A 26772-nucleotide genomic window follows, 5' to 3' on the forward strand; every position below is an offset into this window, starting at 1 on the left:
TAGTATTTTTTAATTTTAATTTAATTTTGAAGGGTTTTTCCTTTATGATCTATAATATGTTATTTAACATAGTGAAAGAGATTTTTAAATCTTTGGTGCTGTCATGAAGCAAAAATAACAGGAGGTTAAGAAATGGGACATAAACATATCGCGATTTTTAATATTCCGGCTCACGGCCATATTAATCCAACGCTAGCTTTAACGGCAAGCCTTGTCAAACGCGGTTATCGGGTAACATATCCGGTGACGGATGAGTTTGTGAAGGCTGTTGAGGAAACTGGGGCAGAGCCGCTCAACTACCGCTCAACTTTAAATATCGATCCGCAGCAAATTCGGGAGCTGATGAAAAATAAAAAAGATATGTCGCAGGCTCCGCTGATGTTTATCAAAGAAATGGAGGAGGTTCTTCCTCAGCTTGAAGCGCTCTATGAGAATGACAAGCCAGACCTTATCCTTTTTGACTTTATGGCCATGGCGGGAAAACTGCTGGCTGAGAAGTTTGGAATAGAGGCGGTCCGCCTTTGTTCTACATATGCACAGAACGAACATTTTACATTCAGATCCATTTCTGAAGAGTTTAAGATCGAGCTGACGCCTGAGCAAGAGGATGCTTTGAAAAATTCGAATCTTCCGTCATTTAACTTTGAGGATATGTTCGAGCCTGCAAAATTGAACATTGTCTTTATGCCTCGTGCTTTTCAGCCTTACGGCGAAACGTTTGATGAGCGGTTCTCTTTTGTTGGTCCTTCTCTTGCCAAACGCAAGTTTCAGGAAAAAGAAACGCCGATTATTTCGGACAGCGGCCGTCCTGTCATGCTGATATCTTTAGGGACGGCGTTCAATGCCTGGCCGGAATTTTATCATATGTGCATAGAAGCATTCAGGGACACGAAGTGGCAGGTTATCATGGCTGTTGGCACGACAATCGATCCTGAAAGCTTTGATGACATACCTGAGAACTTTTCGATTCATCAGCGCGTTCCTCAGCTGGAGATCCTGAAGAAAGCGGAGCTGTTCATCACCCATGGGGGTATGAACAGTACGATGGAAGGGTTGAATGCCGGTGTACCGCTCGTTGCCGTTCCGCAAATGCCTGAACAGGAAATCACTGCCCGCCGCGTCGAAGAGCTTGGGCTTGGCAAGCATTTGCAGCCGGAAGACACAACAGCAGCTTCACTGCGGGAAGCCGTCTCTCAGACGGATGGTGACCCGCATGTCCTGAAACGGATACAGGACATGCAAAAGCACATTAAACAAGCCGGAGGGGCCGAGAAAGCCGCAGATGAAATTGAGGCATTTTTAGCACCCGCAGGAGTAAAATAACCATTTAAACGAACCCGGGAATCCCCGGGTTTTTTGTTGCTGCCGTAAGGAAGCGGGAAAAGTATACAGCGGCGCTTTTTGAACATACTACCTTCTATTAAATGTATTAAAAAGGAGGAAGTGTTTTGTCAAATCAGGGCAATTTCAAAAAAACGATCTCTCTGCTTGACCTGATTTTGATCGGCATGGGTGCGATATTCGGATCGGCTTGGCTGTTTGCCGTCAGCAATGTCGCTTCAAAAGCCGGGCCCGCTGGAAGCTTTTCGTGGATTATCGGCGGCGTCATTATCCTTTTAATCGGCCTCGTTTATGCCGAGCTGGGAGCTGCGTTGCCGCGGACGGGCGGGATTATCCGCTATCCGGTGTATACCCACGGCCACCTTGTCGGATATTTGATTTCATTTATCACGATTGTTGCCTATACAAGCCTGATTTCGATCGAAGTGACGGCTGTCAGGCAATACGTAGCCTATTGGTTTCCCGGTTTGACGATAAAAGGTTCTGAATCGCCGACGATTATCGGCTGGCTTTTGCAGTTTGCGCTGCTTTGTTTGTTCTTTTTACTGAATTATTGGAGTGTCAAAGCGTTTGCGAAATCAAATTTAATTATTTCGGTTTTTAAGTATTTTGTTCCTTTGACAATCATCATCGTGTTGATATTCCATTTTAAATCGGCGAACTTTGCGGGAGAATTTGCGCCGTTTGGCTTTGGCGGGGTTCAGACATCCATTTCGACCGGCGGGGTGATGTTCGCATACCTCGGTCTACATCCGATCGTTTCGGTCGCCGGCGAAGTGAAAAATCCGCAGCGGAACATCCCGGTTGCTCTGCTGATTTGCATCATTGTTTCGGCTTGCGTCTATACGATACTGCAAGTGGTGTTTATCGGAGCCATACCGACTGATATGCTAAATGACGGATGGAAAGCGATCGGCAGGGAATTTTCTCTTCCGTTTAAAGATATCGCGGTGCTGCTCGGGATGGGCTGGCTTGCCACTCTTGTCGTTCTGGATGCGATTTTATCACCCGGCGGAAACGGCAATATTTTTATGAATACAACATCGCGCTTGGTTTATGCATGGGCGCGGAACGGCACATTGTTCAAAATCTTTGCCAAGGTGAATAAACCAACGGGAATTCCGCGTCCGTCGTTGTGGCTGTCGTTTGCGCTCGCCGTTTTTTGGACGCTTCCGTTTCCGTCTTGGGACGCGCTCGTCAATGTTTGCTCTGTTGCCCTGATCCTCTCCTATGCGATTGCTCCGGTTTCAGCAGCGGCGCTGAATGTGAATGCCAAGCAGCTTAAAAAGCCTCTGCAAATCAAAGGAATGGCTGTCATCGCTCCTGTCTCCTTCATATTTGCGTCGTATATCGTCTATTGGTCAGGGTGGAACACCGTGTCATGGCTGCTCGGATCACAGCTTGTGATGTTTGCTGTTTATTGCGCGTGTAAAAAATACGTTCCGCAGGACGATGTTTCGTTTGCACAGCAGCTTAAATCAAGCTGGTGGATCGTCGGATATTATGTGATGCTCCTGATTTTATCGTTTCTGGGCTCATTCGGTAACGGCCTTGGCCTATTGAGAACGCCGGTCGATTTAATCTTGATCGCGCTAGGATCGATTGCGGTATTTTACTGGGCGAAATATACGGCGCTGCCAAAGGCAGTCATTGATTATGATGAGAAAAAAGAAGAAACCGTTTAAGTATGAAAACCCCGCTGTATGGACTGCGGGGTATTCACACGTTTTTATTACAGTTGCGGAAGATCTTTAGCCGTTTCGGCAGCTTTGGTATCAATCTGAATTTGTTCAGATAAATTCGCAGGATGGTAATACCCTTTGGAAATCATATAGTTTGTGATCTGTTCATGGGTGTCAATCGCGTCGTTTAAATACTGCTTAAGCGTTTCGCGCACTTCTGGAGAAGATGTTTCCGTGATAGCTGTGGCAATGTTTTTGACACCGGTTTTTGCCGAGATTAAAAAATCGGTGGCAATGACTTGTTCAGTCATCGCGCCCATGCCTGTCATGTTTTGGATGAATTCGTTCATACGGTTTCACCTCTCACTGACAATAGACCTTGTAAATGCTCGATCTGATGCTTTGTTTGGGATGCATCACGCTCCAAGATGTCGCGAAGCTCTTGATCCTGAACCATTCCCGTCATTGTTGATGACTTTGTCAGACAAAGGTTTTTAAACATTAACAGCTCATGCAGCTCCAATGTTTCATGGATCGCATTATTCAATCGCAAACATTCCTTTCAAATTTGTTATTGTGTGAAGGACACATCTTTAGTATCAAAATTCGTTAGCGGGATTATTCGGTTTGTTATTTTACAATAAATCACATAATGATGTCAGACTTTTCGGACGCGAAAGAATTTGGTCAAGAGCCATGTTCCTTGCGGAAAACTGAGTGTGAGCTGCCAGACGCCGCCGCCGTCAAGTCCGTATTCGGTGATCAGCTGCAGTTTTTTTCCGATGCTGCGTGCGTCTTCAAACCATACGACATGCCGTCTGCCCTGTTCATCGGTGTATCTGAAAAAAGGGGACTCAGAATTTGTATCATATTGAATCGGTGCCTGGTGCTTCATGGCGAGCTGAACGGCGTCTTGGTTGGCGATTCCGGGGTATACGGCACCGGGCTGATAGGGCAGGGTCCAGTTATAGCCGTAAAGCGGAAAGTCGAGAACGATTTTTTCTTTGGGGACATGGCGGAGAGCAAATTGAATTGTTTGCCGGACTTCATTGATCGGAGCAATGGGGCCGGGCTCGCTTGTCCCGTGGTGCCAGTCGTATGCCATGATGAAGATAAGGTCGCTCACTGCACCGATTCCGCCATAGTCATACCCTTTCAGCCAGGCGATATTTTCATTTGTTTTCGGCGGAACGGCAATCGTCAACACATAGCCGGACGGCTTCAGCCGCTCTTTCAACAGGCGGAGAAAACCTGAAAATAAATCTCTGTCTTCCTCCAAAATCTGTTCGAAATCAATATTGACGCCTGCATATCCTTTTCTGGAAATCGTTTGGACAATATTGTCGATGAGGCGATTTCTTACGGCAGGCTGATTTAATACGCGGTGCGCAAGAGACGGACTGAAGCCTGATTCAGTTAGATTGGTGACTGTCATGAGGGGAGGAACGCGCCGTCTCCAAGCCGTTTGTACGGCCGGTGAATCATTCAGCTCGCTTAACGATCCGTCGCTTGAAATGTGGTATTCAAAAAATGCCAGATACGTGGCGTATGGGGCAAAATTATGAATCAATTCCTGGTCTAACCGGGGGTTTCTCAGTGTGTAATATCCTAAAGCAGTGATCGGTTTTTTCGGCAATTCCGGAATCATCACTTTTATCCCCGGCCTCATATTGGAAGGGGTTACAGACGGATTTGCTTTTTGCAATGCTTCGACGGATACAAACGTCCGGCGGGCAATCGTGTAATAACTGTCTCCCGGCTGAACGGTATATGTATAAAGCGGTATTAAAAGAGCCTGTCCGGGGACAATGTTTGTTGCGATCAACCCATTCGCCAATCGGATCTGGTCAATCGAAATTCCGAACTTGGCGCCGATGACAAATAGTGAATCTCCCGGCTGGACTGTATAAATAAACAACTGGCACACTTCCTTTTGTTCCTCTGTATGTGACAGGGGGTTTTATGCTATGTCTATGACCGTTGCAGAAGGATCATGCGCCGTTTTTTACAGCTGGAATGGTGAATAGAACCGTGAAGCGGATAATTCTTGACTGAACAGTCTAGAAAGTGTATCCTTCAAATAAAGGAGGTGATAGGGGCTTGGGAAGGAGCAAAGAATTTGATACCGCTCTCGTCCTTCATAAAGCGATGGAGGTTTTCGGCCAATTCGGCTATGAGGGGGCGTCGATGCAGGAGCTGCTCAGCCGCCTGGGAATTGCCAGGCAAAGTCTGTACAATGCATTCGGGACTAAAAGGGGTCTGTTTATCGCCGCCCTTACAAGATATCTAGATGATAAAAATGCGCAAGTGATCGCCATGCTTGAAAGCCCCGGATCAGTGAAGCAATCGGTTCGGCAGATCTTCCAGGAAAGCTTAAACGTTCTGAAAGACCCCGAACGTTCAAAGGCATGCTATATCATCAACAGCGCAATTGAACAAATTCCCCGCGATCCGGAGGTTGCCGAATACTTCGATAAGCAGACAAAGCAGTTGGAAACCGCCTTTTACAAAGCGCTTGTCCGAGCACAGTCACAGGGGGAACTAAAGAAGGGCCTCCATGATCTTTCAGCAGTTGCCCGTTTTTTGAATCAAACCCGGCTGTCGCTCACGTTTCAGGCGAAGTTAACGGGGGATTTTGATGCCCTTCAGGATCTGATCGATGTCAGCCTGTCTATTCTTGATTGATATATTGTTTGTCATGGGGAGATGGGCTGCTGCCCGTTTTTATCACTATTTTAGACTGATTGGTCAAAAAAAGAATGGAGGAAAGAAAATGACGCGTGCGATAACCGATGTGATGGAACTGTTTTTGCAGTCGATGCTTGAAAAGGATATGGAAAAGTGGATACAGCTTTGGGATCAAGATGCGGTGTTTGAGCATCCATACGCACCGCCGGGTTTTCCTAAAAAAATAGAAGGTAAGTCAGCGATTTACGATTATATAAAGGATTTTCCCGAAAAAATCGATATTGTCCGCTTTACAGCGCCGACTATTCATCAAACGGCAAAATCGGGCTATTCGGCTGTCGAATTTGAATGTGAAGGCATTGTGTGTGAGACGGGTCTTCCTTATAACCAACAGTACATCAGCCTTGTAAACCTTAAAGCGGGCAAAATTGTCCACTACAAAGATTATTGGAATCCTTTGACTGTCGTCAAATCGTTCGGAGGACAGCTGCAAACCTTTTTATAATCTGACAAGGAGTGATGAAAGTGGGAAAAAAAATATTGATTACCGGCGGAACCGGTACGACAGGGAGCCGAATCGCCAAAAGGCTCGTGCATTTGGGTGCCGGCGTCCGGATCGCAAGCCGGAGAATACCTGCAATTACCGGAGCAGAACATGTATATTTTGACTGGAATGATCAAACAACTTACAAAGACGCATTAAAAAACACGGACTCATTGTATTTGGTTGCGCCTGTCGGTGTATACGAACCGTCGCCAATCGTACTGCCTTTTTTGGAAATGGCATCGGCATTCGGCGTCCGCCGCATTGTCCTGCTCAGCGCTGCAATTATTGATGAAGATGGACCGGTTTTCGGGAAGCTTCATCACGCGGTCAGGCGATATGTTCCTGAATGGGCGGTGCTAAAGCCTTCATATTTCATGCAGAATTTTGACCATCAGCATGGCGCTTCGATTCGGGAGAAAAATGAAATCGTCACCGCATCAGGCGACGGCAAAGTCGGGTTTATAGATGCAGACGATATCGCTGAAGTAGCTGTGCGCGCATTGCTTGATCAAAAGCCGCATAATACGAGCCATATTTTGACCGGGCCGGAAGCCTTGAGTTATGCCGAAGCCGCGGCAATCATCGGCAGAGCGGCAGGCCGCGACATCAGACATGTCAATGTCGAAGTGTCCGCGTTGAGAACAAGGTATATAAAGGCAGGATTATCTCCCGATTATGCCGGCTTCATGTCGGAATTAGATGAGAAAATCAAGAACGGCAAAGAAAACCGCATCACGGATACAGTGGAACGCATCACGGGAAAAAAACCGCGTTCACTGGCTGATTTCGCTAATGAACACACCGGACGCTGGCGTCTGTTTTAACTCGTTCCTGAAGCTGAACGGTCTTTTCTCTTCATTTTTGACCGTTCAGTCCAATTAATAAAATGTTTCGTTTATTTCCCATGACTCAACTGTACAGTAGGCCAAGTGAGGGTTCATTCCCATGCCCATTAAATAAGCCATTGCCGCTACTTCTTCCATGGCATGGTGATAGGAAGTGGCTTGGGCTTCATTTAAACCGTAATGAACAAAAGGTGCTACTGTGCACAACGTCTTATGTTTCAAGTGGGGAAACAACGGACATTTAATGTGGTGCAAGGCGGTTTCGGGATGCTGATACTGGGGGATATGCGTATGCTGTTCGGGAACCGCCGTCTGCTGTAAATGTTCTGCATTCTCCATTTCTTTCGTCCTTTCTCGTGCGGATTTTCGTTGTATTCTATGTTCCGCTTATGCCCTGTGTGTTAGACAGTTGTCACGGTTTGATAGGCAAATAATAAGACAGAAAGGTCAAATACCGGTAGACTTTTAAGCAGGATAAAAAAAGGAGGTATTTTTTATGGCTAAACATCATTTTTACCTTCAGGCAGACTGGCCTGGAAAACGAAACGACATCGGAAGGATTGAAAGCGGGAATTTAAAAACCGAAATTTCGATACCAAAGGAAATGGACGGCCCGGGGGCGGGGACAAACCCTGACGAAATGCTGCTCGGTGCCGCTGCGACTTGCTATATCATTACACTTGCAGCGATGATGGAAAGAAGCGGATTGGAAAAAGAGAGCCTGACGATGGAATCCGAGGCCGTTGTCGATGTGACAGGCGGGGTGTTTACGTACGAAAAAATCATTCACAGACCTCTGATCCGCCTCCCGAAAGAAGCGGCGCAAAAAGAGGCCGAACTTGCCGAAAGACTGGCTAAAAAAGCGGAGACATCATGCATGATATCAAGGGCGGTTCAGGGCAACGTCGCCATTGAATTAGAGCCGAAGATTGTCGTCTCCAAAGCGGATTAGATTTCGATCGTGAGCTGAGCCTTTTGATCCGCTGCTTCGGTGCGCTTTGAATTGAGCAGAAAGACGCCGCCGATGATCAAAGTAAGCCCAATAAGAGTTTTGAGATTAAATGGCTCCTGAAATATAAAATGCCCGATTGCAGCTGTCAAGGCCGTTCCGGTGCCGGCCCAAGTCGCATAAGCCGCTGATAAAGGCAGTGTTTTTAATGAAAAGCTCAGAAATGTAAAAGAAGCCGCAAAACCGATTATCACGCCGGCTGCGGGCAGGGGGGCGCTAAAGCCTTCTGACAGCTTCAGCATCGTGCTTCCGAATACTTCGGACAAAATGGCAGCCGCCAAAAAGATCATGCCTTTCATGACATTCGCCTCCTTATGACAAATTGATCAGTACAACGCCTGACACGAGACAGATAATGCCGGCGATATTTCGCCGGTTCAGCTTTTCTTGAAACCACAAGACGCCGATGATTGCAGTCAGAACGGTGCCCGCTCCGCTCCAAGTCGCATAGGAGAGGCTTAATGGAATGACCTGCAATGTGAGCGACATCATGTAAAATGCGAGACCGTAGCCGATTACTACAAGAACCGACGGCTGCCAGCGCGCGAACCCGTCAGATATTTTCAGCATGGCGGCTGCCGCCGCTTCTGACAAGATGGCGATCAGAAGAAAAATGTAGCCTGCAATCATACGGAATCCTCCTCTATCGATTTTATTGCATGATTCAAAAGGAGAGCTTTCTCTTCGTCAGCCAGCAGTTCCAATTGAAACATTCCCGAAAGCCAGATGCGCCGGATACGAGTTTGACATATGCAAAGGCCGGGGGGGCAAACTCCGCAGCGCCCTCTGCGCGCGCTTGTACAAAGTTGAACGGTAGTTTTCATTCGAATATCATAAAGCGCAGCCCATAAACGATTTTAAAGTGTTTCAGCTTTTATTCCGAAATCGTTATGAGCTTCTTCAAAGCTTTCCCCTTTTTTAGACATAAAAAAAACCCCGCTTCACTAACCGGTTGGTAAAATCCATCTTAATTGATGCAAAAGTTCTAAGTCAAGAAAAAAGTAATGTAAAAAGGCCCCTGAAAGAGCCTTTATCTGTCAGAAATAAGGATAGTAAGGATACGGCGGATACGGATATCCCCAAGGGCCGAGAAGCGCTCCGGCAGTAAGGCCGCCCAAAAATCCTCCGAAGAAGGGGCCCGGACCGAAAAATGGACGCGGGCCGAAAAACGGCCGCCCAAAAGGTCCGCCAAAGAAAGGCCTGCCAATGATTCGCTGGCTGTCGTCGTCATATACAGGAGCATGGTCGAAATGATACATAAAAAAATCCCTCCAATAATAAAATGATACCTGACTAACATCACTGTATTCTGCCCAGCCGTTTTTGCCTGGGCGCCCGCCGGATTTTTTAGTGAAGCAGCCCTCAAAAAGGAGTGAACGAAAACATGACGCTGTATCAGTCGGATTGGTCAAAAGCGCCTCCCCATGCCCACGCCTACAGGGCGAGAACAACGACTGCCGAGGGACATTACCACCTAATTGAGGGTTTTTCCCAGCCGGCAAACGGGAGCAATACAGATGGGCACGTTCATTTTTATTCCGGAATTACTTCTTTCGTCGATGGTCATTACCATAGGTATTATGCGATTACGGGGCCAGCGATTCCGCGGGCGGACGGCACGCACTATCATGAAATCGAGGGCACGACCTATTTGGCATATTCTGCGGCTCCCCCGGTCAGATATGGCGGAGTCGTTTATGTAAGCGATGGAATGAAGGAAAGGCACCGGCATCCTTTTAAGGGTTACACAAGAGAAATCGTCGGAAATGAGCCGATTGGCTGGTGAGGGAATGTTTGGAAAACAGTGAAAACGGGTAAAATGAAATGGGTGTTTTTGAATGTGAAATGGTATAATGGGAGGAGCTTGTTTAAAGAGAGTGATCATCAGTGAATAAAACGAAGCCGCCGGTCATCGTTTTGATCGGACCGACCGCTGTCGGTAAAACAAAATTAAGCGTCATGCTGGCCGAGCGTTTGAACGCGGAAATTATCAGCGGAGACTCAATGCAGATTTACAAAAGAATGGATATCGGCACAGCAAAAATCAGAGAAGAGGAAATGAACGGGGTTCCGCATCATCTGATCGATATTAAAGAACCGACGGAATCTTTCTCGGTAGCTGAATATCAGGAGATCGTCAGACAAAAAATTGCAGAGATTGACAGGCGAGGGAAGCTTCCGATGATTGTCGGGGGAACCGGGCTCTATATCCAGTCTGTCCTTTACGACTATTCATTCACAGAGGAAGCAGGCGATCCTGAGTTCCGGGCGGAGATGGAGGCGTTCTCTGCGAAGAGGGGGGCCGAATATGTTCACGATCTTTTGAAAGAACGCGATCCCGAAGCGGCAAGAGCCATTCATCCAAATAATAAACGAAGGGTCATCAGGGCGCTTGAAATCCTGCATACAACAGGAAAAACGATGTCCGAACATATGGAAGGACAGCGGAAAGAGCTTTTATACACGACGGCTCTCATCGGTTTGACGATGGAGCGGGAAGTGCTCTATGACAGGATCAACAGCCGCGTTGACCAGATGATGGATGAGGGGCTGCTGGATGAAGTGAAACTGCTTTATGATGAAAACGTAAGAAACTGCCAGTCTGTCCAGGCGATCGGCTACAAAGAGCTTTATGCGCATCTCGAAGGCAGAGCGTCCTTGGAAGAGGCGGTTGAGACATTGAAGCGGAATTCGAGACGCTACGCCAAAAGGCAGCTGACATGGTTTAGAAATCAAATGGATGTCGCATGGTTTGACATGACGCCCCCTGTCAATATCGAGCAGAAAAAACAGGAAATTTTCACTTACATAGCAGGAAAGCTCGAACTTTAATCGAAACAATATGGTATAGAGAAACAAGGAGGACCAGAAACATGAAATCGATAAATATTCAAGATCAGTTTTTGAATCAGATTCGGAAAGAAAATACATTTGTCACGGTCTTTTTACTGAATGGATTTCAGCTGCGCGGACAAGTAAAAGGATTTGACAACTTTACAGTGTTGATTGAATCGGAAGGAAAGCAGCAGCTCATATACAAACACGCCATTTCTACGTTTGCACCGCAAAAAAACGTTCAGCTCGAACTGGAATAGCGATTCACGGACTAAAAGACCATGCCTTGCATGGTTTTTTCAGATTGCCTGACAAAATCCTGAAACAGGTTACTGTTTTGGGATTTTTCGTTTTCAAAGCGACTTTACAATCACCTGCGGCCGTTGCCGGTCTTTCAGAGGAAAAAAACTTTGGCAACCTGTCTAAAACGCCGCCGTCATCACGTCCTGTGAAAGTCCGAGGCATTCAAATTTACAAAGCGGCATCTAGTCGCTAAACTAAGTAGTGTTTACATCAATTCAGTTTGAAAATGAAAAGGAATGAGCGAACAATGAAACCTAAGATCGTCATCAACCATTGGGAAGAGACGTGTGAAGATGATTCCTGCTATGAATACGGCACAAGTATTCTCGTAAACGGAAAAGAGCTTGTCAGGGAAGCGTCGATCATGACGGCTGTTCAGTCGGTTCTTAAGGAACTCGGCATCGAAGCCGATATTAAAGAGGTATGCGAGAACAAGTGCTGTGACGCTTACAAAAAATAAGCGAAAAAGTCTAGTCTACTAACTCAATTTTTTTCGTGTTATGATAGATTTCGGTTTGTGAGTAGGATGAGCGAACGGCTCTCATTCTACTCATATTTCTTTGGCCTAAGGCCTCCTAAGCTGAAGCGAATTGTGAACTTTCATCAACTCGAGCACAATATATTGTGTTTTCTTGAATGATAGTATACTATATATTGTGTAAGGTTCGAGTGGAAGACTCGGAAACAATTTTACTAGGTCGTGATAATGATGATTCAGATCGTATTTGATTCAAAAACGGGAAACGTTCAGCGCTTTGTGGATAAGACGCCTTTTCGCAATAAACGGAAAGTCAGCACAGAGGAGTATCTAGACGAACCGTTTGTTTTGATCACGTACACGACAGGGTTTGGGGAAGTTCCGAAAACGACTGAGATGTTTCTTGAGAAAAACGCCCATCTTCTTTTGGGAGTTGCGGCAAGCGGAAACAGAGTGTGGGGAGACAATTTTGCGAAAAGCGCAGAAAAAATCTCGAAGCAGTATCAGGTTCCGATTCTCGGCAAATTTGAGCTCAGCGGGACGGCCAAAGACGTTGAACTGTTTACTCAGGAGGTAGAAAGAGTTGTCACAAAATCAAGTGCCAAAATGGATCCAGTTAAACAATGAGATCATGATCCAAAAAGACGGGAAATTCCAGTTTGATAAAGATAAAGAAGCTGTACATAGTTATTTTGTAGACTATATCAACCAAAATACGGTATTTTTCCATGATCTGAAAGAGAAAATCGATTACTTAATCAAGAATGACTACTATGAAGAAGAGTTTTTAAGCCGCTACACGTTTGAAGAAATCAAAGAAGTGTTCAAAGAGGCTTACGCCAAAAAATTCAGATTCCCGTCCTTTATGAGCGCTTTTAAGTTTTACAATGATTATGCGCTGAAGACAAACGACAAGAAAAAAATTCTTGAACGCTATGAAGACAGAATCTCTATCGTAGCTTTATTTTTTGCAAACGGGGATAAGGAGAAGGCGAAGGAATTCGTCAGAATGATGATCAACCAGGAGTATCAGCCGAGCACGCCGACGTTCTTAAATGCCGGCCGCAAACGCCGCGGAGAGCTGGTCAGCTGTTTCCTCTTGGAAGTCAATGATTCCTTGAACGACATTTCGAGAGCGATTGACATTTCGATGCAGCTGTCAAAGCTCGGCGGAGGCGTATCTTTAAACCTTTCAAAACTGCGTGCGAAAGGCGAAGCGATCAAAGATGTCGAAAACGCGACAAAAGGTGTCGTCGGCGTGATGAAGCTTCTTGACAACGCATTCCGCTACGCTGACCAAATGGGGCAAAGACAAGGCTCAGGCGCTGCGTACTTAAACATTTTCCACCGCGACATCAACGATTTCCTCGATACGAAGAAGATTTCGGCTGACGAGGATGTCCGGGTGAAAACATTGTCCATCGGGGTTGTCATTCCAGATAAATTCATCGAGCTTGCAAGAGAGGATAAAGCGGCATACGTCTTCTATCCGCACACCGTTTATAAAGCGTACGGCGAGCACCTCGACGAAATGGATATGAACGAGATGTACGACCGGCTTGTGGAAGATCCGCGCGTCAAAAAAGAAAAAATCCACCCGCGCAAGATGCTCGAAAAGCTTGCGATGTTAAGATCGGAATCCGGGTATCCGTACATTATGTTCCAGGACAACGTCAACAACGTGCATGCGAACAATCATATTTCAAAAGTTAAATTTTCCAACCTTTGCTCGGAGGTTCTGCAGGCTTCACAAGTTTCATCATACACAGACTACGGTCAAGAAGATGAGATCGGCCTTGACATCTCCTGCAACCTTGGTTCATTGAACATTTTGAACGTCATGAAAAACAAATCGCTCGAGCAGACAGTTAAGCTTGCAACCGATTCGCTGACGCACGTTTCTGAAACGACAAACATTACAAACGCACCGGCTGTCAAAAAAGCGAACAAAGCGATGAAATCCATCGGGCTCGGAGCGATGAACCTGCACGGATTCTTGGCACAGAACAATATCGCCTACGAAAGTGAGGAAGCGAGGGACTTCGCGAACACTTTCTTTATGATGATGAACTTCTACTCGATTGAACGATCCGCCGAAATCGCCAAAGAAAAAGGTGAGACGTACCATGGGTACGAAGGTTCAGCTTACGCAACGGGTGAATACTTCGAAAAGTATGTTACACAAGATTTCTCGCCTAAATTCGAAAAAGTGGCCAAGCTTTTTGAAGGCATGCACATCCCGACAAAAGAAGACTGGAAGCAGCTGAAACAGTTTGTCAAAGAACACGGATTGTACCACAGCTACCGGCTGTGCATCGCACCGACCGGATCCATTTCATATGTACAGTCAAGCACAGCATCGGTTATGCCGATCATGGAGCGGATTGAAGAAAGAACATACGGCAACTCCAAGACGTATTATCCAATGCCTGGACTTGCGCCGAGCAACTGGTTCTACTATAAGGAAGCGTATGATATGGACATGTTCAGGGTTGTCGACATGATCTCGACGATTCAGCAGCACGTTGACCAAGGCATAAGCTTTACATTGTTCCTGAAAGATACAATGACGACACGCGATTTGAACCGGATCGATCTTTATGCCCACCATAAAGGAATCAAAACACTTTACTATGCAAGAACGAAGGATACAGGGCAAGAAGGCTGCCTTTCTTGTGTCGTTTGATTAAAGGAGAGTATGCGAAAGTGACGAAAATTTACGATGCAGCAAACTGGTCAAAGCATGAAGATGATTTTACCCAAATGTTTTACAACCAAAATGTAAAGCAGTTTTGGCTTCCGGAAGAGATTGCGCTTAATGGAGATCTTCTGACATGGAAGTACTTGGGTAAAAATGAACAGGACACATACATGAAGGTGCTCGCGGGGCTGACGCTTCTCGATACAGAGCAGGGGAACACGGGAATGCCCCTTGTTGCTGAGCATGTGGAAGGGCATCAGCGCAAAGCGGTGCTGAATTTCATGGCGATGATGGAAAACGCGGTCCACGCCAAGTCCTATTCAAACATTTTCATGACGCTGGCCCCGACAGAGACGATCAACGAAGTCTTTGAATGGGTCAAACAAAACAAATACCTGCAGAAAAAAGCTCAGATCATTGTCGGGCTCTATGAAAAAATCCGCCAGGGCGATAAAATCTCGCTGTTTAAAGCGATGGTCGCATCCGTTTATTTAGAAAGCTTCCTGTTCTACAGCGGCTTCTACTACCCGCTTTATTTTTACGGACAGGGCAAGCTGATGCAAAGCGGCGAAATCATCAACCTGATCTTGCGTGATGAAGCGATTCACGGCGTCTATGTCGGCCTGCTCGCTCAGGAGATTTACAATCAGCAGACGCCGGAGAAAAAAGAAGAGCTGTATGCATTTTCCATTGATCTATTGAAAGAGCTTTATGAAAATGAGCTTGAATATACAGAAGACCTGTACGATCAAGTCGGCCTTTCACACGACGTGAAGAAGTTCATCCGCTACAATGCCAACAAAGCGCTGATGAACCTTGGCTTTGAAGCTTATTTTGAAGAAGAAGAGATCAATCCGATCGTGTTGAACGGGTTGAATACGAAAACGAAGTCACACGACTTCTTCTCAATGAAAGGGAACGGCTACAAAAAAGCAACAGTTGAACCGTTAAAAGACGACGACTTTTACTTTGACGATAAGTAAGCCGGGCTAAAAGGGCGCGCCAGCGCCCAAGCCCTGCCCTTCAGCTATTGATACACGGCAAAATGAGAGCAGAACGAATCTGCTCTTTTCACTTTGAGGAGGAAACGGATACAATGGGAAAAATGGACGAAATGATTCTCGTGGTCCCGCGGGAAAACGTATTTGCAAATGAAACGCTGACCTTCCAAGGCGTCAACAGCGACGGTGAGACGATCGGGAAGATCATGGCGCATATTGAACGCCACTTCAGTGAAATGAGAAGGGGAGACGCCGAGGAAGATCCTGCATTTAAACAGCCGATCCCTTATGTTGTCATCAAAAGAGAAGACGAAATATTTGTATATGAGCGGCTCGAAGGCGGAGGGGAAGCGCGGCTTCACAACAAGCTGTCACTCGGCTTCGGCGGACACATGAACTTTGCCGAAGGGCTTGACTTTCCCGATATTCTGAAGTTGAATACAGACCGCGAACTTGATGAAGAGCTTCTAATCGAGGAATCAGCTAAAGAAAAAATGGTGACGCTCGGACTGATTAATGATGATGAAAACAGCGTCGGGAAAGTACATATCGGAATCCTTTCAGCGCTTGAATTAAAACCGGGCGCACACGTTGAAGTCAAAGAAAAGGAGCAGATTGCCGGCCGTTGGATGAAAGCCAGTGATCTGAAAGAAAAAAGCGTCTATGACAGACTTGAATCTTGGTCACAGTTTGTCGTTGATATCTTAGTTTAAATTGGAAAACTCGCTGATCAGCGAGTTTTCTTTTCGTATAGAACCGGTTTCCATTGAAAAAATGAGCCATGCTTTTCGATCAGCCCGAAGCCGGGATATGGGAAATGACAGCCGTGGAGCAGGAACTGTCCGTTATAAGCCTGTCGGGCCAGCAGTCTCCTTGTCTTTTCTCCCTCGATAGGATCATGCTCAAGCGAAACCCGCAGCTTCGGATTGGAGATACTTTCCGGAATATGAAATACATCATTGATGATCTGACAGACGCCGTCTTTTGTATGCAATTCAATGGTCAGGTGTCCAGGCGTATGTCCGGGCGTATGGATCAGCTTCAGTCCGGGAAGCAGTTCGGTGTCTTCTGTCAGCAGCTTCAGAAGCGGCCGGACAGCGGAGAGAATGTGAAACTGAGGAGACGCCGGCGTTTGTTTTGCGTACAGCCATTCTGCTTCACTGAGCAGATGAACAGCGTTTGGAAAAGCGGGCTCTCCGTTTTTTAGAAGACCTCCCGTGTGATCTAAATGACTGTGTGACAAAATGACATAGTCTATCGAGTCAGGCTTGATTCCCGCCTGCTTCAGGTGATGAAGCAAGTGCCCGCTTTCTTGTCCGCCTGTTTCCCCAAATCCCGTATCAATCAGTATCCGTTTGCCGTTCGTCTCCAGACAGGCAAAGTTCAGCGCTGCTTCAAATTCTTCAGGATAACGTTCTGTTTCCTTGGAGTCTCCTCCCGCCAAAAAAAAATCCCTTGAAACCCGAAATGCTCCATCAGATAAAATTGTCATTTGAAAAGACTCGAGCTGCATGCGGTATGGCTCCTTCATGATAAATCCTTCCCCCTTGTGTTTGACCGAGCTGCCTTTGAAAAGGCAGCTTCATTGTGTCTTTTCATTTGCGATGAGATTTTTGATCGGTTATTATTAAATCGTAATTATTATGATTTAATAGCGGAAGTATAACTGAATCCGTTTATTCTTTCAATCAAAATATACTGTTTAAAAGGAAAGGAGCATGATTTTATGCCGACACTGGAAGAGCTGTATCGGTCCGTCATTATGGATCATGCAAGATACAGGCGAAATTTTCGAAAAATCGATAAACACGGCGTGTATTACGTCCATTACAAAAATCCAACATGCGGTGATGTGATGACTTTGTTTATCGACATTAAAAATGAAAAGATCGAAGACGCAGCTTTTATCGGAGATGGGTGCAGCATCAGCATGGCTTCCTCATCAATCATGACTGAACTGATAAAAGGAAAGACGTTAAAAGAAGCCGGGTTAATGCGTGAAGCGATGGAAAATATGATCAGAAAAGGAGAAGAGCCGGAAGAGGATCTGCTGGGAGATGCCGTTTCCCTGATTGGCGTCCATCCGTTGCGGGCCCGTCATAACTGTGCCCTGATGCCTTGGCAGGCGCTCGATCGGATCAAAGAGAACGTTTATTAAATGAACATCACATCTAAAGCACTCCGGTTCTAAAGCCACCGGCAAAGAATATCGGAAGATTCAAGGGAAAAAAGGGGCAGTAACGAAAGAGGTATGGAAAACGAAACGAATGTAAAGCAGGAAGCAATGGCGCAGCTTAAACGGAAAGGCATTCGAATGACACCGCAGCGGCTGGCTATCTACCATTATTTTCTAGCCAACAGGAACCACCCCACAATAGCTGAAATTCAACAATCATTGAGGGAGATATATCCTGCCGTCAGTACAGCGACGATATACAACACCATCCGCTATTTTAAACAAGAGGGCCTTATAAAAGAAATGGGGTTTACCGATCCGCTTCGTTTTGATTTGGCTCTAGAGGAACATGATCATGTCATATGCGAAGTATGCGGGAAGATCGTCGATTTTCATTGTCCGCAACTAGAGAAAGTAAAAGACATTGCGGCACGGCTGACCGGATTTAAAGTGACACATCACCGATTGGAACTGTACGGCATCTGCAACGATTGCCAGGCGAAAAGAAAATACGCCGCTAAAGAGAAAGGGGTTAGATAAAAAATTTGCTTGTGCGAAAAACCAAAAACCGATATATTGGTTTTATGATGAAGAATAACATTAAACGAATCAAACGAATTTCGCTTCGGGAAGAAGTGTATCAAACGCTGAAGCGCGCCATCGTACATTTGGAGCTAAAGCCGGAGGAGCGCCTGCATGACCAGGAGCTTGCAGAGCAGTTTGGCATCAGCCGCACACCTGTCAGGGAGGCGCTCAAACGACTGGAAGATGAAGGCCTTGTTGAAGCTGTCCCGGGATCGGCAACACGTGTAGCACCGTTAAATCGCGAGGAGGCTGAACACGCTTTTACAGTCACTGCGGCGCTGCATGCGCTGGCTGTCAGACTGTCGCTTCCTTTTTTAACGGATTCCGACTTTGATCAGCTGGAGGCGCATAACAAAACGTTGCAGCAAGCGATTCAAAAAGAAGACATTATCGAAGCAATCGAATCAGATGCTGCTTTTCATGACGTGTTTTTACAAGCATCAAAAAACCCGGAAATAACCCGGGCATTGGAAAGGATTTCTTCAAAAATTTACCGCCTTGAAATGTCGCAGTTTTCCTCGATCGGCAGCTTGAAATCTGTTGAACAGCATCAGAACATCATCGATGCCTGCAGACAGGGGGATCGGAATGCGGCCATCAAGCTTGCCGAGGAAAACTGGCTCAGTCTCGGAGATCGATTGGCCGGACATCAGGAAAAGGAGTGAAGGGATTGTGAGGCCGATTATACTGGGCGTTTTTGCAGCCTTCTTTTTTGCTTTTACATTCGTTTTAAACAGGGCGATGGAGCTTGAAGGGGGAAGCTGGATCTGGAGCGCTTCGCTGAGATTTATCTTCATGGCGCCTCTTTTATTTGCCATCGTTTGGCTTAGGGGGAATGTGAAAGAGCTTTTTCAGGAAATTAAAAAAGCGCCGGGCATTTGGGTGAGATGGAGCATCATCGGCTTCGGTCTCTTTTATGCGCCGCTCTGTTTTGCGGCGGCTTACGGACCGGGCTGGCTGATCGCGGGAACATGGCAAATCACGATCATTTCCGGTTCCCTCTTGGCGCCGCTTTTTTATGAAACCGTTCAAACAAAAACAGGTCCCGTACAGATAAGAGGCAAAATTCCTTATAAGGGGCTCACGATGTCGTTCATCATTTTAATCGGGGTGGCGCTGATGCAAGCTGAGCACGCGGCACAGCTTTCTTTGCACGAGATGCTGCTGTGCATCGCGCCGGTTATATTGGCTTCATTTGCTTATCCGCTTGGGAACAGAAAAATGATGGAAGTTTGCGCCGGGCGCCTCGATGCTTATCAGCGGGTATTGGGGATGACGCTGGCAAGCCTTCCGTTTTGGCTGATCCTCTCGCTGTACGGGCTGGCATCGGCAGGTGCGCCCAGCCGGGGACAAGTCATTCAGTCAGGATTGGTGGCTGTATTTTCCGGAATATGCGCGACTGTGCTGTTCTTTGCCGCAACAGATCTTGTAAAAGGGGATATGCGCAAATTAGCGGCTGTTGAGGCCACACAATCGTTTGAAGTGCTGTTTGCGGCCGCTGGTGAAATTTTAATCCTATCGAGTCCGCTTCCCGGTGCCATCTCATGGAGCGGAATGGCTCTTGTGATTATCGGAATGGTGTTGAACAGCCATGCATCGAATCAAAAGCCGGCGGTTCAAAGTAAAGCTGCAAAAGCATAAAAAAAGCCTGCGATCTATACGAGTGGAGAGACCCAAATAAATGAGACAAGGAAAAAACACCCCCTGAATCGTATTAATACAATATGATTCTTAGGAGGGTGTTTTTCTATGGGCACAAGAGTACATTACGCAGAAGAAGTAAAATGGGAAGTAATTAAAATGAAACAAGCTGGAATGACAAACAAAGAAATAATGGAACAACTGGGGATAAAAAATAAGACTCAAATTAAAACATGGATGCGATGGTACAAAACAGGCCAAACCTATCGATTTTCGCAACAAGTTGGAAAACAATATTCCTACGGTAAAGAATCGGAGGAAATGAGTGAGCTAGAAGAATTAAAACTAAAGAATAAACAGCTAGAGGCTCAATTGGCAATTATAAAAAAGTACCAGGAGATCGAAAGGAGTTGGAGCCACGAGTCATTGTCCAAGTTGTAGAAGAACTCTCAGCCACTTTTAAAATAATTGATATTCTTGGAGTATTAGGCATACCTAAGTCAACATATTACCGTTGGAAAAAGAAGTATAAAAAAGTTGAGCTAACTTCATTAGAAGAGCTAGTAATCAAGCTGTGTAAGAAAAACTTCTATCACTATGGTCATCGTAAAATTAAATCCATCTTAAACAGAAAGTATGGGATAAATGTAAACCGCAAAACTGTACAAAAAATTATGCAAAAGTTTGAGATTCAGTGTCAAGTTAAGAAGAAGCGACAAAAGTACATTTGTGGTGAGAGTAATATTATTGTGCCGAACACTCTCAATCGTAATTTTAAAGCAAGCCGATTAAATGAAAAATGGGTAACCGACATTACCTACTTACCTTATGGCTCGACTATGTTATATTTATCAACGATTATGGACTTATATAACAACGAAATAGTGGCTTACAAAATAGGTACGAGCCAAGATATTAACCTAGTATTAGACACATTGAGGGAAGCTGTAGAATTACGTAAACCAGTAGGGTTACTTCTTCATAGCGACCAGGGATCTGTCTATACTTCACATGCATATCAGAATTTGGCCAAAGAAAAAGGCATTACCACAAGCATGTCTCGAAAAGGAAACTGCCATGATAATGCCGTCATTGAATCCTTTCACTCCTCGCTAAAGTCGGAAGGATTTAACGCTCAAAGTAGAGCATCTATATCCAATTCTAAAGTAGTACAAATTGTAAATCAATACATGTATCGATATAATCATGTACGAATTCAGGCAAAATTAAACTACCTGTCCCCACTGGAATACAGGGGACAGGCAGCATAGGTGTTTTTTCTAAGTCTCATTTTAACGGGTCAGTTCAACGAGACAGATCGCGGGCTTTTCTTGATGATTGTCCCTATTCCTGGTAAATGAAAGCATCAAATCCGGCGTTTTTGGCTTGCTGAACAAGCGCTTCTGCATTCTCTTTCGAAGAAAAGGCGCCAATTTGCACTTTGTAAAGGCTGTCCCTGTCAATTACAATGGCATCAAACCCTTTTGCTTTCGCTTGAGCGGCAAGTGAATCGGCGTTGGCTTTGTCCCTGAAAGCGCCGATTTGCACTTTAAAAAGGGCTGTGGATTTTTTTGAAAGGTTAAATGCCCTTGCCAGTCCGTTGGCGTGGCCTCTCGCAATGGATTGAATAAACGCGGATGACTTCAGTTTCTCGGCGTCGCTTGTATTGTCTACAAAGCCATTTTCCGTAAGCAGTGCTGGCATTGCTGTTTCCCTTAGCACGTGAAAATTGGCTGTTTTCTTGCCGCGATCCCTGAAATCAACCACTTTTAAAATCTCTTCATGCATGATATCCCGATAGGTGGTGGTAGGTGCGCCGACGCCGGGATAAATGTAATCCTCGAAACCTGTCCCGCCCCCGGCATTGATGTGAATCGATAGAAAGTAGTCCGCCCCCCAGCTGTTCGCGGCGTTCGTGCGTTGCGTCAGACTGACGGTTTGGTCGCTTGTCCGGCTCAGCTGGACTGTAACATTTTGATATTCATTCAGGAGAATGTTTCTTAAAGCCAAGGCGATTTGCAATGTTAACTGTTTTTCTTGCAAACCATTGGCTGAAGCGCCTGGATCAGTCCCGCCATGGCCGGGATCGATAAAAATTTTTACCACAAGACATCACCTCAATAAACAGTCTATGAACTGATGTATGGGAAGGGTTGTACGATTGTCACCTGATAACGGAATTTTTTAAATATTCAGCTTATTATAGAACGCAATATGATCTTTAGGCAAGGGGGTTGCATGATTAATGTTTTTATCATATAATAAATTACGCTGCATTGTACGTAATGATAATTAAGTTTTAACCTTTAAGCTGTAATAGGGAGTTTTATATCGGAACCGGAATGTCATGCCTTCCTCGAAAGGACGACAGGAACGTTTCTGCAGACACCCACTTTGAGGAGTGTGGTTTAAAACTTTCTTACTTGCATACGGCAATTGCAGCACTTAAGTCATTTGAACAAAATGGCTTTTTTATTTGCGGAAAAATAGTTTACAATAAAAATTTTATGTAAACTAAATTGCTGTGAAATTTGAAATAAAGGGCGGTTTCCGCCCTTTTATTCATTTTAAAGCGAATTGCGTAATATGAAATTAATGCGTGAATGCCAGCCGGCAGAAGATGCAAAAATGACTGGCGTCAAAAATGCTGAATGATCATAATTCCTGTGATCATCAGGACGATTCCTAGAATGCGCTGGACGTTCAAGCGGTGTTTGGGGATTCCGAACCACCCAAAATGATCGATGACGAGGGCGATGATCATTTGGCCGCTTAAAGCCAAAACAACAGTAAGAGACGCTCCGACAATCGGCAAAAGCAAAATATTGGACGTAATAAAGACGACGCCGAGTATTCCGCCTGTCCAGAGCCACCACGGACTGCTTGTGACAAAGGTTTTTGCTGTTTGTAAATTGTTTAAAAATAACCGCCGATGCTCAATGAACGATGTAAGAAAAAGAAGAACGAGCATTCCCACCAAAAACGAAATCAGAGAAGCGATAAAAGGTGAGTGGATAGCATTTCTCAGCTCTGAATTAATGGATGTTTGAATCGGGGATGCCATTCCGGCAAAAAGCCCGAGCATCATGAAAAGAAAAACGTACATAGATTTGTTTTTCATCTGTGATGAACTCCCTTGCTATTTAATATTTTTTGATGATGAAAACTCCGGAAATAATGAATAAAATGCCGATGATTCTAGGAAAGTTTAATTCATGAACGGGTACGTGAAACCATCCGAAGTGATCGATCGCCAGAGCCATGATCATCTGCCCAAGCAGAGTGACGACAACCGTCAGAGCTGATCCAAGACGCGGAAGCAACAAAATATTTGAAGTTAAATAAAAAACGCCTAAACATCCGCCTCCAATGAGGATCCACCAGGGAATGGAAGGAACAAGTCCGATGATAGACAAAAAATGGCGCTCTGTCACTAAGGCGACAATGAGCAGGAGAAGCGTCCCGACAAAAAAAGAAATGGCCGCCGCCCCGTAAGGTGACCCGATTTTCATGCCCAGCCGTGAATTAATTGAGGTTTGAACGGGAATGGCCATTCCGGCCAAAATGCCGGCTATCAGTATTAAAATGATCATCATTTCTAAAAACTCCTTTTTGCGTTGATTGGAACGATTATTTCAAATCTGCGGAAAGCCTTGCTGTTTTGAAGGACACCTTGTATTTTGGCGAAAAGGAGTTCATGATGCAAGTGTTGATTGATGAAAAGATTGCTTATTGTGATCCCCTCTGCGGCTTAATGTTGAGAGTGCCCCCTTATGTATTAAATAGCGCAAATCGGTAGAACAGCCAAGTGGGACAATAACTTTGATTTTTACGATCCGCCATACAAAAACCTTTGGTATCCCAGTCATTGTAAAGCTCACTTTTGTCTTTTCTTTTGCGACCTTTGCCATTGCATCCTGCACATTGAAATTCAAAGCCAATACTTTCCTCAACAGCCGCTTTATTTCTACATATCATTTCTATATTTGTATAAAAAATCAAGTTTGAATCACGGCAAAATTCCGCTCACCCAATTGAACAGGCAAATTTTTGGGAAAGAAGAATTGTTAAACTGAAAAAAGTCCTTTACACTACAAGTAATATTTTGTTAGGGGGTGGGAACGTGTTCAACGAAAGAGAGGCGCTCCGATTAAGACTGGAGCAACTGAACAATGCCGAGATTCAGATCATACGCGAACTCCAAAGTGAGCGGAAAGACATTTATTCCAGGCTGCGGGAATTAGATCGTCAAAAAGTTTCTTCATCACATCATAAAAAAACTTTATTAGAGTTAGTCGATGAAACTGTAAATCTCTTGAAAAAATAGATCGAGTTGTAGATGAAAGAATTAACAGCAGCCGATGCTTGACCAAAAAGATAAAAAAGCAAGTTATACTTGTAATTGTGCGAAAAATGGAAAGGTTAGCAACTTGACTAGAAAAAAAACATTGTATAAGATTATTCTTACAAATCCAATAGGAATAAAAGCCCTAAAACTGACTGACTTGTCAATCAAGGCTTAGGGTGAGGAGGGAAATACATGGGGAATACAGACACAAGAGAGGAATTGCTACATATCGCGCTTGAGCTTTTTGCTACGAAAGGATACCACGCGGCAAAAATTTCAGATATCGTAAAACAGGCTGGCGTTGCACAGGGAACCTTTTACTGGCACTTCAAAAGCAAAGAAGAAATCGCCAAGGAAATCATAGGCAGAGGGAAAGATAACCTTCTCGCAGCCATTCATCAAGGCTACAGGCAAACGTTTGCTCTTGCCGATGATATGATCCAATCCACGACAGCGCTTATGAAAAGAATTTTTACGTTTGCACAGGAGAATAGAAACTTAATGACATTTTTATTAGTCAAGGGACAAGGCGCCGATCCGGAAATCAGGGAGGCAATCGAAGAGGCGCTGATCAGTGTTGAACAGGCATTTAAAAAGAACATTCAAAGGGCTACAGAACTTGGAATGCTAAATTCCTCCCATAACACTGATCTGCAGGCCACCATGTTAACAAGTCTTGTGTTGGGCACACTATCAAAATGGCTTTTTGGGCCAAAGCATGATCTGAATTATGTTCCTAAGTTTTCAGTTGATGAAATGACTGAAGAATTGGTTCATTTTGAATTTTTCGGACTGATTGGCCAAAGGGGGAATTAAATTTGTCTACTATTCAAAAAACAAATGGAGAGTTTGGGATTTTTCATGAAGCCGGTATGCAGGCGAAAGGGTCTTTCACTCCGAATTCAGACGGACTTACACCGATTGAGCTGTTGGAAGCTTCATTAGGTATGTGCATCACCATTTCTTTGCAAAAGATGTTTGAAAGGGATGGTATAGAGGTGCTGGAGGATGAGTTTTCCGTTTCTGTTTCCGCCGCTAAAGCCCCCGAAGGCCCGTCCCGTGTTGAAAAATGTTCGGTTAGCGTTAAATTGCCTGAGCATCTTCCGACCGACTATAAAAAGAAACTAATCACCTCTGCTGAAAGGGCATGTACAATCGGCAATACGTTAAAGCGAGGGGTAACGATTGATACCAATATGGTGTAACAACCTACATGATGAAACGAAGGAGCATGAAAATGGAAAACAACAGTAAAAAACCTTCCTATACAAACGCTGATGATTTTGCTGTTACATCAGTCCCTGAAAATAAAAGAAAATCGATTTTTAACATTACGATTACAAGCTGTGCCTGGATCATCTCATTGTCGACGATTGTGACTGGAGGGGCATTAATCCAGGGATTGAATTTTGCACATGCCGTTTTAGCAGCTGTCTTAGGCATGCTGATTCTTGCGGTATATGGCTTTTTTCAAGGAGTAATGGGTGCGAAATACGGAATATCGACTACCGTTCTTGCCCGTCTGGCCTTTGGTCGCTACGGATCGAGCCTTTTTGGAATTGTCTTGGCGCTGACGCTTGGAATCGGCTGGTTCGGCTGGCAGGTTGCTTTCTTTGGCACGACCATTTCCGAAATGTTTCCGGGTGTTTGGCTTGCAAAGCCTGAGGTCGCCATCGTTTGGGGCGGCATTTTAATGATCCTTACCGCGTTTATAGGATATCGCGGGCTTGCCGCTTTAAGCTTTATCGCTGTACCTTTAGTCGTCATTTTTTCCATATGGGGAATCATAAGTGCTGTCAATTACTCAGGAAGCTGGCATAACTTGCTGACATTTCACCCGACAGGGGATCCTCTGACGATATTTGCCGGAATTACAATTGTCGTTGGAAATGCTGCATTGGGCGCGGTTGTTTTTCCTGATGTGACGAGATATGCAAAAGGAGCGGTTTCAGGAGGAATAGGCGCTTCTGTAGGTTATTTCCTTGGAGGAGTGTTCTGTCTTGTTGCGGGAGCGGCAATGGCGATTGCCGCGAATGTTCCGGATATCGGGTCAACACCGAATATTCCTGCCGCTATGAGCAAGCTTGGCCTGGGCTTTTTAGCATTTTTAATCATCGTTTTTGCACAATGGACGACAAACGATAACAATTTGTATACCGGTTCGCTAGGGCTTCGCAATGTTGTGAACATTCCTAAGAAAGCACTTGTGGCGATCATGGGCGTGATCGGAATTATCATTGCATTACTAGGTGTCCAAAATATGTTTGTGCCATTTTTAACATTCTTAGGCTTGTATGTTCCGCCGATTGCGGGAGTCATGATCGCCGATCATTGGATCACAGCACCTGTCATCAAGAAAAAACAATATCAATTCGGGGCTGGAACAACTTATTCGAAGCTGAATGTTGCGGCGATTCTTTCGGTGATCATCGGAGGTTTTACCGCTTCAAAGATAACGTTCGGCATCGGGCCGATTAACTCTACTATACTTGCATTTTTGATTTATATCATCTTTACGTTTATTTTCACAAAATTAAATCTCCGTTACGAAATCGGAGAAGCGACAGAGGAATCGTCTGGTTTTTAAGCGGA

33 protein-coding genes, 1 other RNA gene and 1 pseudogene are annotated in these 26772 nt (G+C 45.1%); 24 read left to right on the top strand and 11 right to left on the bottom strand.

All coding sequences use genetic code 11. From position 1 onward, the window contains the following. Positions 1-132 precede the first annotated feature (132 nt). Together yjiC and H7F26_RS16055 are read left to right on the top strand one after the other, a co-directional pair. Complete coding sequence (gene yjiC / locus H7F26_RS16050; protein ID WP_003182014.1) at positions 133-1323, top strand: UDP-glycosyltransferase YjiC; 1191 nt, start codon at positions 133-135, stop codon at positions 1321-1323. A gap of 125 nt (positions 1324-1448) precedes the next feature. Beyond that, the gene (locus H7F26_RS16055; RefSeq protein ID WP_011197992.1) at positions 1449-3026 is read left to right on the top strand and encodes an APC family permease; all 1578 of its coding nucleotides are present in this window, start codon (positions 1449-1451) and stop codon (positions 3024-3026) included. Between the two features lie 47 nt (positions 3027-3073). Here the strand turns inward: H7F26_RS16055 and H7F26_RS16060 are convergent, their stop codons facing one another. The 3 genes from H7F26_RS16060 to H7F26_RS16070 form a co-directional block, all read right to left on the bottom strand. Next, positions 3074-3373, bottom strand: coding sequence for a spore coat protein (locus H7F26_RS16060; RefSeq protein WP_003182018.1), 300 nt, complete (start codon positions 3371-3373; stop codon positions 3074-3076). Continuing rightward, entirely contained in the window at positions 3370-3570 is a 201-nt protein-coding gene (locus H7F26_RS16065; protein ID WP_003182022.1) for a hypothetical protein, read from the bottom strand. Before H7F26_RS16065 ends, H7F26_RS16060 begins: the two co-directional genes overlap by 4 nt. A 111-nt stretch (positions 3571-3681) precedes the next feature. Beyond that, positions 3682-4941 carry a glycosyl hydrolase family 18 protein gene (locus H7F26_RS16070; protein WP_185855193.1) on the bottom strand — a complete coding sequence of 420 codons (1260 nt, stop codon included), beginning with the start codon at positions 4939-4941 and terminating at the stop codon, positions 3682-3684. Between the two features lie 182 nt (positions 4942-5123). On the opposite strand from H7F26_RS16070, the gene H7F26_RS16075 reads away from it, so the two are divergent. From H7F26_RS16075 to H7F26_RS16085, 3 genes are all read left to right on the top strand, one after another. Further along, a complete protein-coding gene (locus H7F26_RS16075) occupies positions 5124-5708 on the top strand; it encodes a TetR/AcrR family transcriptional regulator (protein ID WP_003182026.1) in 585 nt (194 codons plus the stop codon). An 88-nt stretch (positions 5709-5796) separates the two neighbouring features. Next, the gene (locus H7F26_RS16080; protein WP_009328444.1) at positions 5797-6216 is read left to right on the top strand and encodes a nuclear transport factor 2 family protein; all 420 of its coding nucleotides are present in this window, start codon (positions 5797-5799) and stop codon (positions 6214-6216) included. 14 nt (positions 6217-6230) lie between these two features. Further along, complete coding sequence (locus H7F26_RS16085) at positions 6231-7082, top strand: NmrA family NAD(P)-binding protein (protein WP_073425629.1); 852 nt, start codon at positions 6231-6233, stop codon at positions 7080-7082. Positions 7083-7136: 54 nt separating this feature from the next. On the opposite strand, the gene H7F26_RS16090 is transcribed toward H7F26_RS16085, so the two are convergent. Then, complete coding sequence (locus H7F26_RS16090) at positions 7137-7442, bottom strand: hypothetical protein (protein ID WP_003182032.1); 306 nt, start codon at positions 7440-7442, stop codon at positions 7137-7139. 157 nt (positions 7443-7599) lie between these two features. On the opposite strand from H7F26_RS16090, the gene H7F26_RS16095 reads away from it, so the two are divergent. Next, positions 7600-8055: an OsmC family protein gene (locus H7F26_RS16095; RefSeq protein ID WP_003182035.1), complete on the top strand. Its 456-nt coding sequence runs from the start codon at positions 7600-7602 to the stop codon at positions 8053-8055. Here the strand turns inward: H7F26_RS16095 and H7F26_RS16100 are convergent. From H7F26_RS16100 to H7F26_RS16110, 3 genes are all read right to left on the bottom strand, one after another. After that, positions 8052-8411, bottom strand: a complete 360-nt coding sequence (locus H7F26_RS16100; RefSeq protein ID WP_003182037.1) for an SMR family multidrug efflux transporter EbrB — start codon at positions 8409-8411, stop codon at positions 8052-8054. The two genes, H7F26_RS16095 and H7F26_RS16100, sit on opposite strands and share 4 nt — an antisense overlap. A gap of 13 nt (positions 8412-8424) precedes the next feature. Beyond that, entirely contained in the window at positions 8425-8742 is a 318-nt protein-coding gene (locus H7F26_RS16105) for an SMR family multidrug efflux transporter EbrA (RefSeq protein ID WP_003182039.1), read from the bottom strand. 407 nt (positions 8743-9149) lie between these two features. Further along, the gene (locus tag H7F26_RS16110; RefSeq protein WP_003182041.1) at positions 9150-9371 is read right to left on the bottom strand and encodes a hypothetical protein; all 222 of its coding nucleotides are present in this window, start codon (positions 9369-9371) and stop codon (positions 9150-9152) included. A 125-nt stretch (positions 9372-9496) separates the two neighbouring features. Here H7F26_RS16110 and H7F26_RS16115 point away from each other — a divergent pair, with 125 nt between their 5' ends. The 8 genes from H7F26_RS16115 (at position 9497) to H7F26_RS16150 (ending at position 16143) form a co-directional block, all read left to right on the top strand. Continuing rightward, a complete protein-coding gene (locus H7F26_RS16115) occupies positions 9497-9898 on the top strand; it encodes a YmaF family protein (protein WP_003182043.1) in 402 nt (133 codons plus the stop codon). A 101-nt stretch (positions 9899-9999) separates the two neighbouring features. Next, positions 10000-10944, top strand: a complete 945-nt coding sequence (gene miaA / locus H7F26_RS16120; protein ID WP_003182046.1) for a tRNA (adenosine(37)-N6)-dimethylallyltransferase MiaA — start codon at positions 10000-10002, stop codon at positions 10942-10944. Between the two features lie 41 nt (positions 10945-10985). Continuing rightward, complete coding sequence (hfq, locus tag H7F26_RS16125) at positions 10986-11207, top strand: RNA chaperone Hfq (protein ID WP_003182047.1); 222 nt, start codon at positions 10986-10988, stop codon at positions 11205-11207. A 290-nt stretch (positions 11208-11497) separates the two neighbouring features. Continuing rightward, positions 11498-11710: a hypothetical protein gene (locus tag H7F26_RS16130; RefSeq protein ID WP_003182049.1), complete on the top strand. Its 213-nt coding sequence runs from the start codon at positions 11498-11500 to the stop codon at positions 11708-11710. A gap of 249 nt (positions 11711-11959) precedes the next feature. Continuing rightward, positions 11960-12355, top strand: coding sequence for a class Ib ribonucleoside-diphosphate reductase assembly flavoprotein NrdI (gene nrdI, locus H7F26_RS16135; RefSeq protein ID WP_011197997.1), 396 nt, complete (start codon positions 11960-11962; stop codon positions 12353-12355). Beyond that, positions 12312-14414: a class 1b ribonucleoside-diphosphate reductase subunit alpha gene (gene nrdE, locus H7F26_RS16140; RefSeq protein WP_003182052.1), complete on the top strand. Its 2103-nt coding sequence runs from the start codon at positions 12312-12314 to the stop codon at positions 14412-14414. Before nrdI ends, nrdE begins: the two co-directional genes overlap by 44 nt. 20 nt (positions 14415-14434) lie before the next feature. Next, the gene (gene nrdF / locus H7F26_RS16145; protein ID WP_009328440.1) at positions 14435-15412 is read left to right on the top strand and encodes a class 1b ribonucleoside-diphosphate reductase subunit beta; all 978 of its coding nucleotides are present in this window, start codon (positions 14435-14437) and stop codon (positions 15410-15412) included. A gap of 113 nt (positions 15413-15525) precedes the next feature. Further along, positions 15526-16143, top strand: a complete 618-nt coding sequence (locus tag H7F26_RS16150) for a hypothetical protein (protein ID WP_003182056.1) — start codon at positions 15526-15528, stop codon at positions 16141-16143. A 17-nt stretch (positions 16144-16160) separates the two neighbouring features. Here H7F26_RS16150 and H7F26_RS16155 read toward each other — a convergent pair whose 3' ends face one another. After that, positions 16161-16961: an MBL fold metallo-hydrolase gene (locus tag H7F26_RS16155; RefSeq protein ID WP_003182059.1), complete on the bottom strand. Its 801-nt coding sequence runs from the start codon at positions 16959-16961 to the stop codon at positions 16161-16163. 195 nt (positions 16962-17156) lie between these two features. Here H7F26_RS16155 and sufU point away from each other — a divergent pair, with 195 nt between their 5' ends. From sufU to H7F26_RS16180, 5 genes are all read left to right on the top strand, one after another. After that, entirely contained in the window at positions 17157-17588 is a 432-nt protein-coding gene (sufU, locus tag H7F26_RS16160) for a Fe-S cluster assembly sulfur transfer protein SufU (RefSeq protein ID WP_003182061.1), read from the top strand. A 93-nt stretch (positions 17589-17681) separates the two neighbouring features. After that, positions 17682-18146, top strand: a complete 465-nt coding sequence (locus tag H7F26_RS16165) for a Fur family transcriptional regulator (protein ID WP_003182064.1) — start codon at positions 17682-17684, stop codon at positions 18144-18146. Positions 18147-18190: 44 nt separating this feature from the next. Beyond that, positions 18191-18856: a GntR family transcriptional regulator gene (locus H7F26_RS16170; RefSeq protein WP_009328436.1), complete on the top strand. Its 666-nt coding sequence runs from the start codon at positions 18191-18193 to the stop codon at positions 18854-18856. 7 nt (positions 18857-18863) lie between these two features. After that, positions 18864-19832, top strand: coding sequence for a DMT family transporter (locus tag H7F26_RS16175; protein WP_011197999.1), 969 nt, complete (start codon positions 18864-18866; stop codon positions 19830-19832). A 108-nt stretch (positions 19833-19940) separates the two neighbouring features. Further along, positions 19941-21103 (top strand): IS3 family transposase gene (locus H7F26_RS16180; protein ID WP_085959889.1). Its coding sequence is split into 2 segments (ribosomal slippage): positions 19941-20217 and positions 20217-21103, totalling 1164 coding nucleotides; the frame shifts between segments, so codons are not numbered across the junction. 73 nt (positions 21104-21176) lie between these two features. Here the strand turns inward: H7F26_RS16180 and H7F26_RS16185 are convergent. Beyond that, entirely contained in the window at positions 21177-21938 is a 762-nt protein-coding gene (locus tag H7F26_RS16185; protein WP_003182101.1) for an N-acetylmuramoyl-L-alanine amidase, read from the bottom strand. 159 nt (positions 21939-22097) lie between these two features. Here H7F26_RS16185 and ssrS point away from each other — a divergent pair. After that, positions 22098-22281: non-coding RNA, 6S RNA (gene ssrS / locus H7F26_RS16190), on the top strand. A gap of 189 nt (positions 22282-22470) precedes the next feature. Here the strand turns inward: ssrS and H7F26_RS16195 are convergent. Together H7F26_RS16195 and H7F26_RS16200 are read right to left on the bottom strand one after the other, a co-directional pair. Then, positions 22471-22953 carry a DMT family transporter gene (locus tag H7F26_RS16195; RefSeq protein ID WP_003182102.1) on the bottom strand — a complete coding sequence of 161 codons (483 nt, stop codon included), beginning with the start codon at positions 22951-22953 and terminating at the stop codon, positions 22471-22473. Between the two features lie 22 nt (positions 22954-22975). Beyond that, the gene (locus H7F26_RS16200) at positions 22976-23428 is read right to left on the bottom strand and encodes a DMT family transporter (protein WP_003182104.1); all 453 of its coding nucleotides are present in this window, start codon (positions 23426-23428) and stop codon (positions 22976-22978) included. A 527-nt stretch (positions 23429-23955) separates the two neighbouring features. Here H7F26_RS16200 and H7F26_RS22290 point away from each other — a divergent pair. From H7F26_RS22290 to H7F26_RS16220, 4 genes and pseudogenes are all read left to right on the top strand, one after another. Next, positions 23956-24081, top strand: a pseudogene (locus H7F26_RS22290) (hypothetical protein); the annotation flags it as partial. Between the two features lie 291 nt (positions 24082-24372). Further along, a complete protein-coding gene (locus H7F26_RS16210) occupies positions 24373-24996 on the top strand; it encodes a TetR/AcrR family transcriptional regulator (protein ID WP_009328434.1) in 624 nt (207 codons plus the stop codon). A gap of 2 nt (positions 24997-24998) precedes the next feature. Then, positions 24999-25385 (top strand): OsmC family protein, encoded by a 387-nt coding sequence (locus tag H7F26_RS16215; RefSeq protein WP_009328433.1) that lies wholly within the window; start codon positions 24999-25001, stop codon positions 25383-25385. Positions 25386-25417: 32 nt separating this feature from the next. After that, on the top strand, positions 25418-26767 hold the full coding sequence (locus H7F26_RS16220) for a cytosine permease (protein ID WP_011198001.1): 1350 nt from the start codon (positions 25418-25420) through the stop codon (positions 26765-26767). Positions 26768-26772: the final 5 nt, after the last annotated feature.

This window comes from Bacillus sp. PAMC28748, assembly GCF_014250415.1.
Lineage (GTDB): Bacteria > Bacillota > Bacilli > Bacillales > Bacillaceae > Bacillus > Bacillus licheniformis.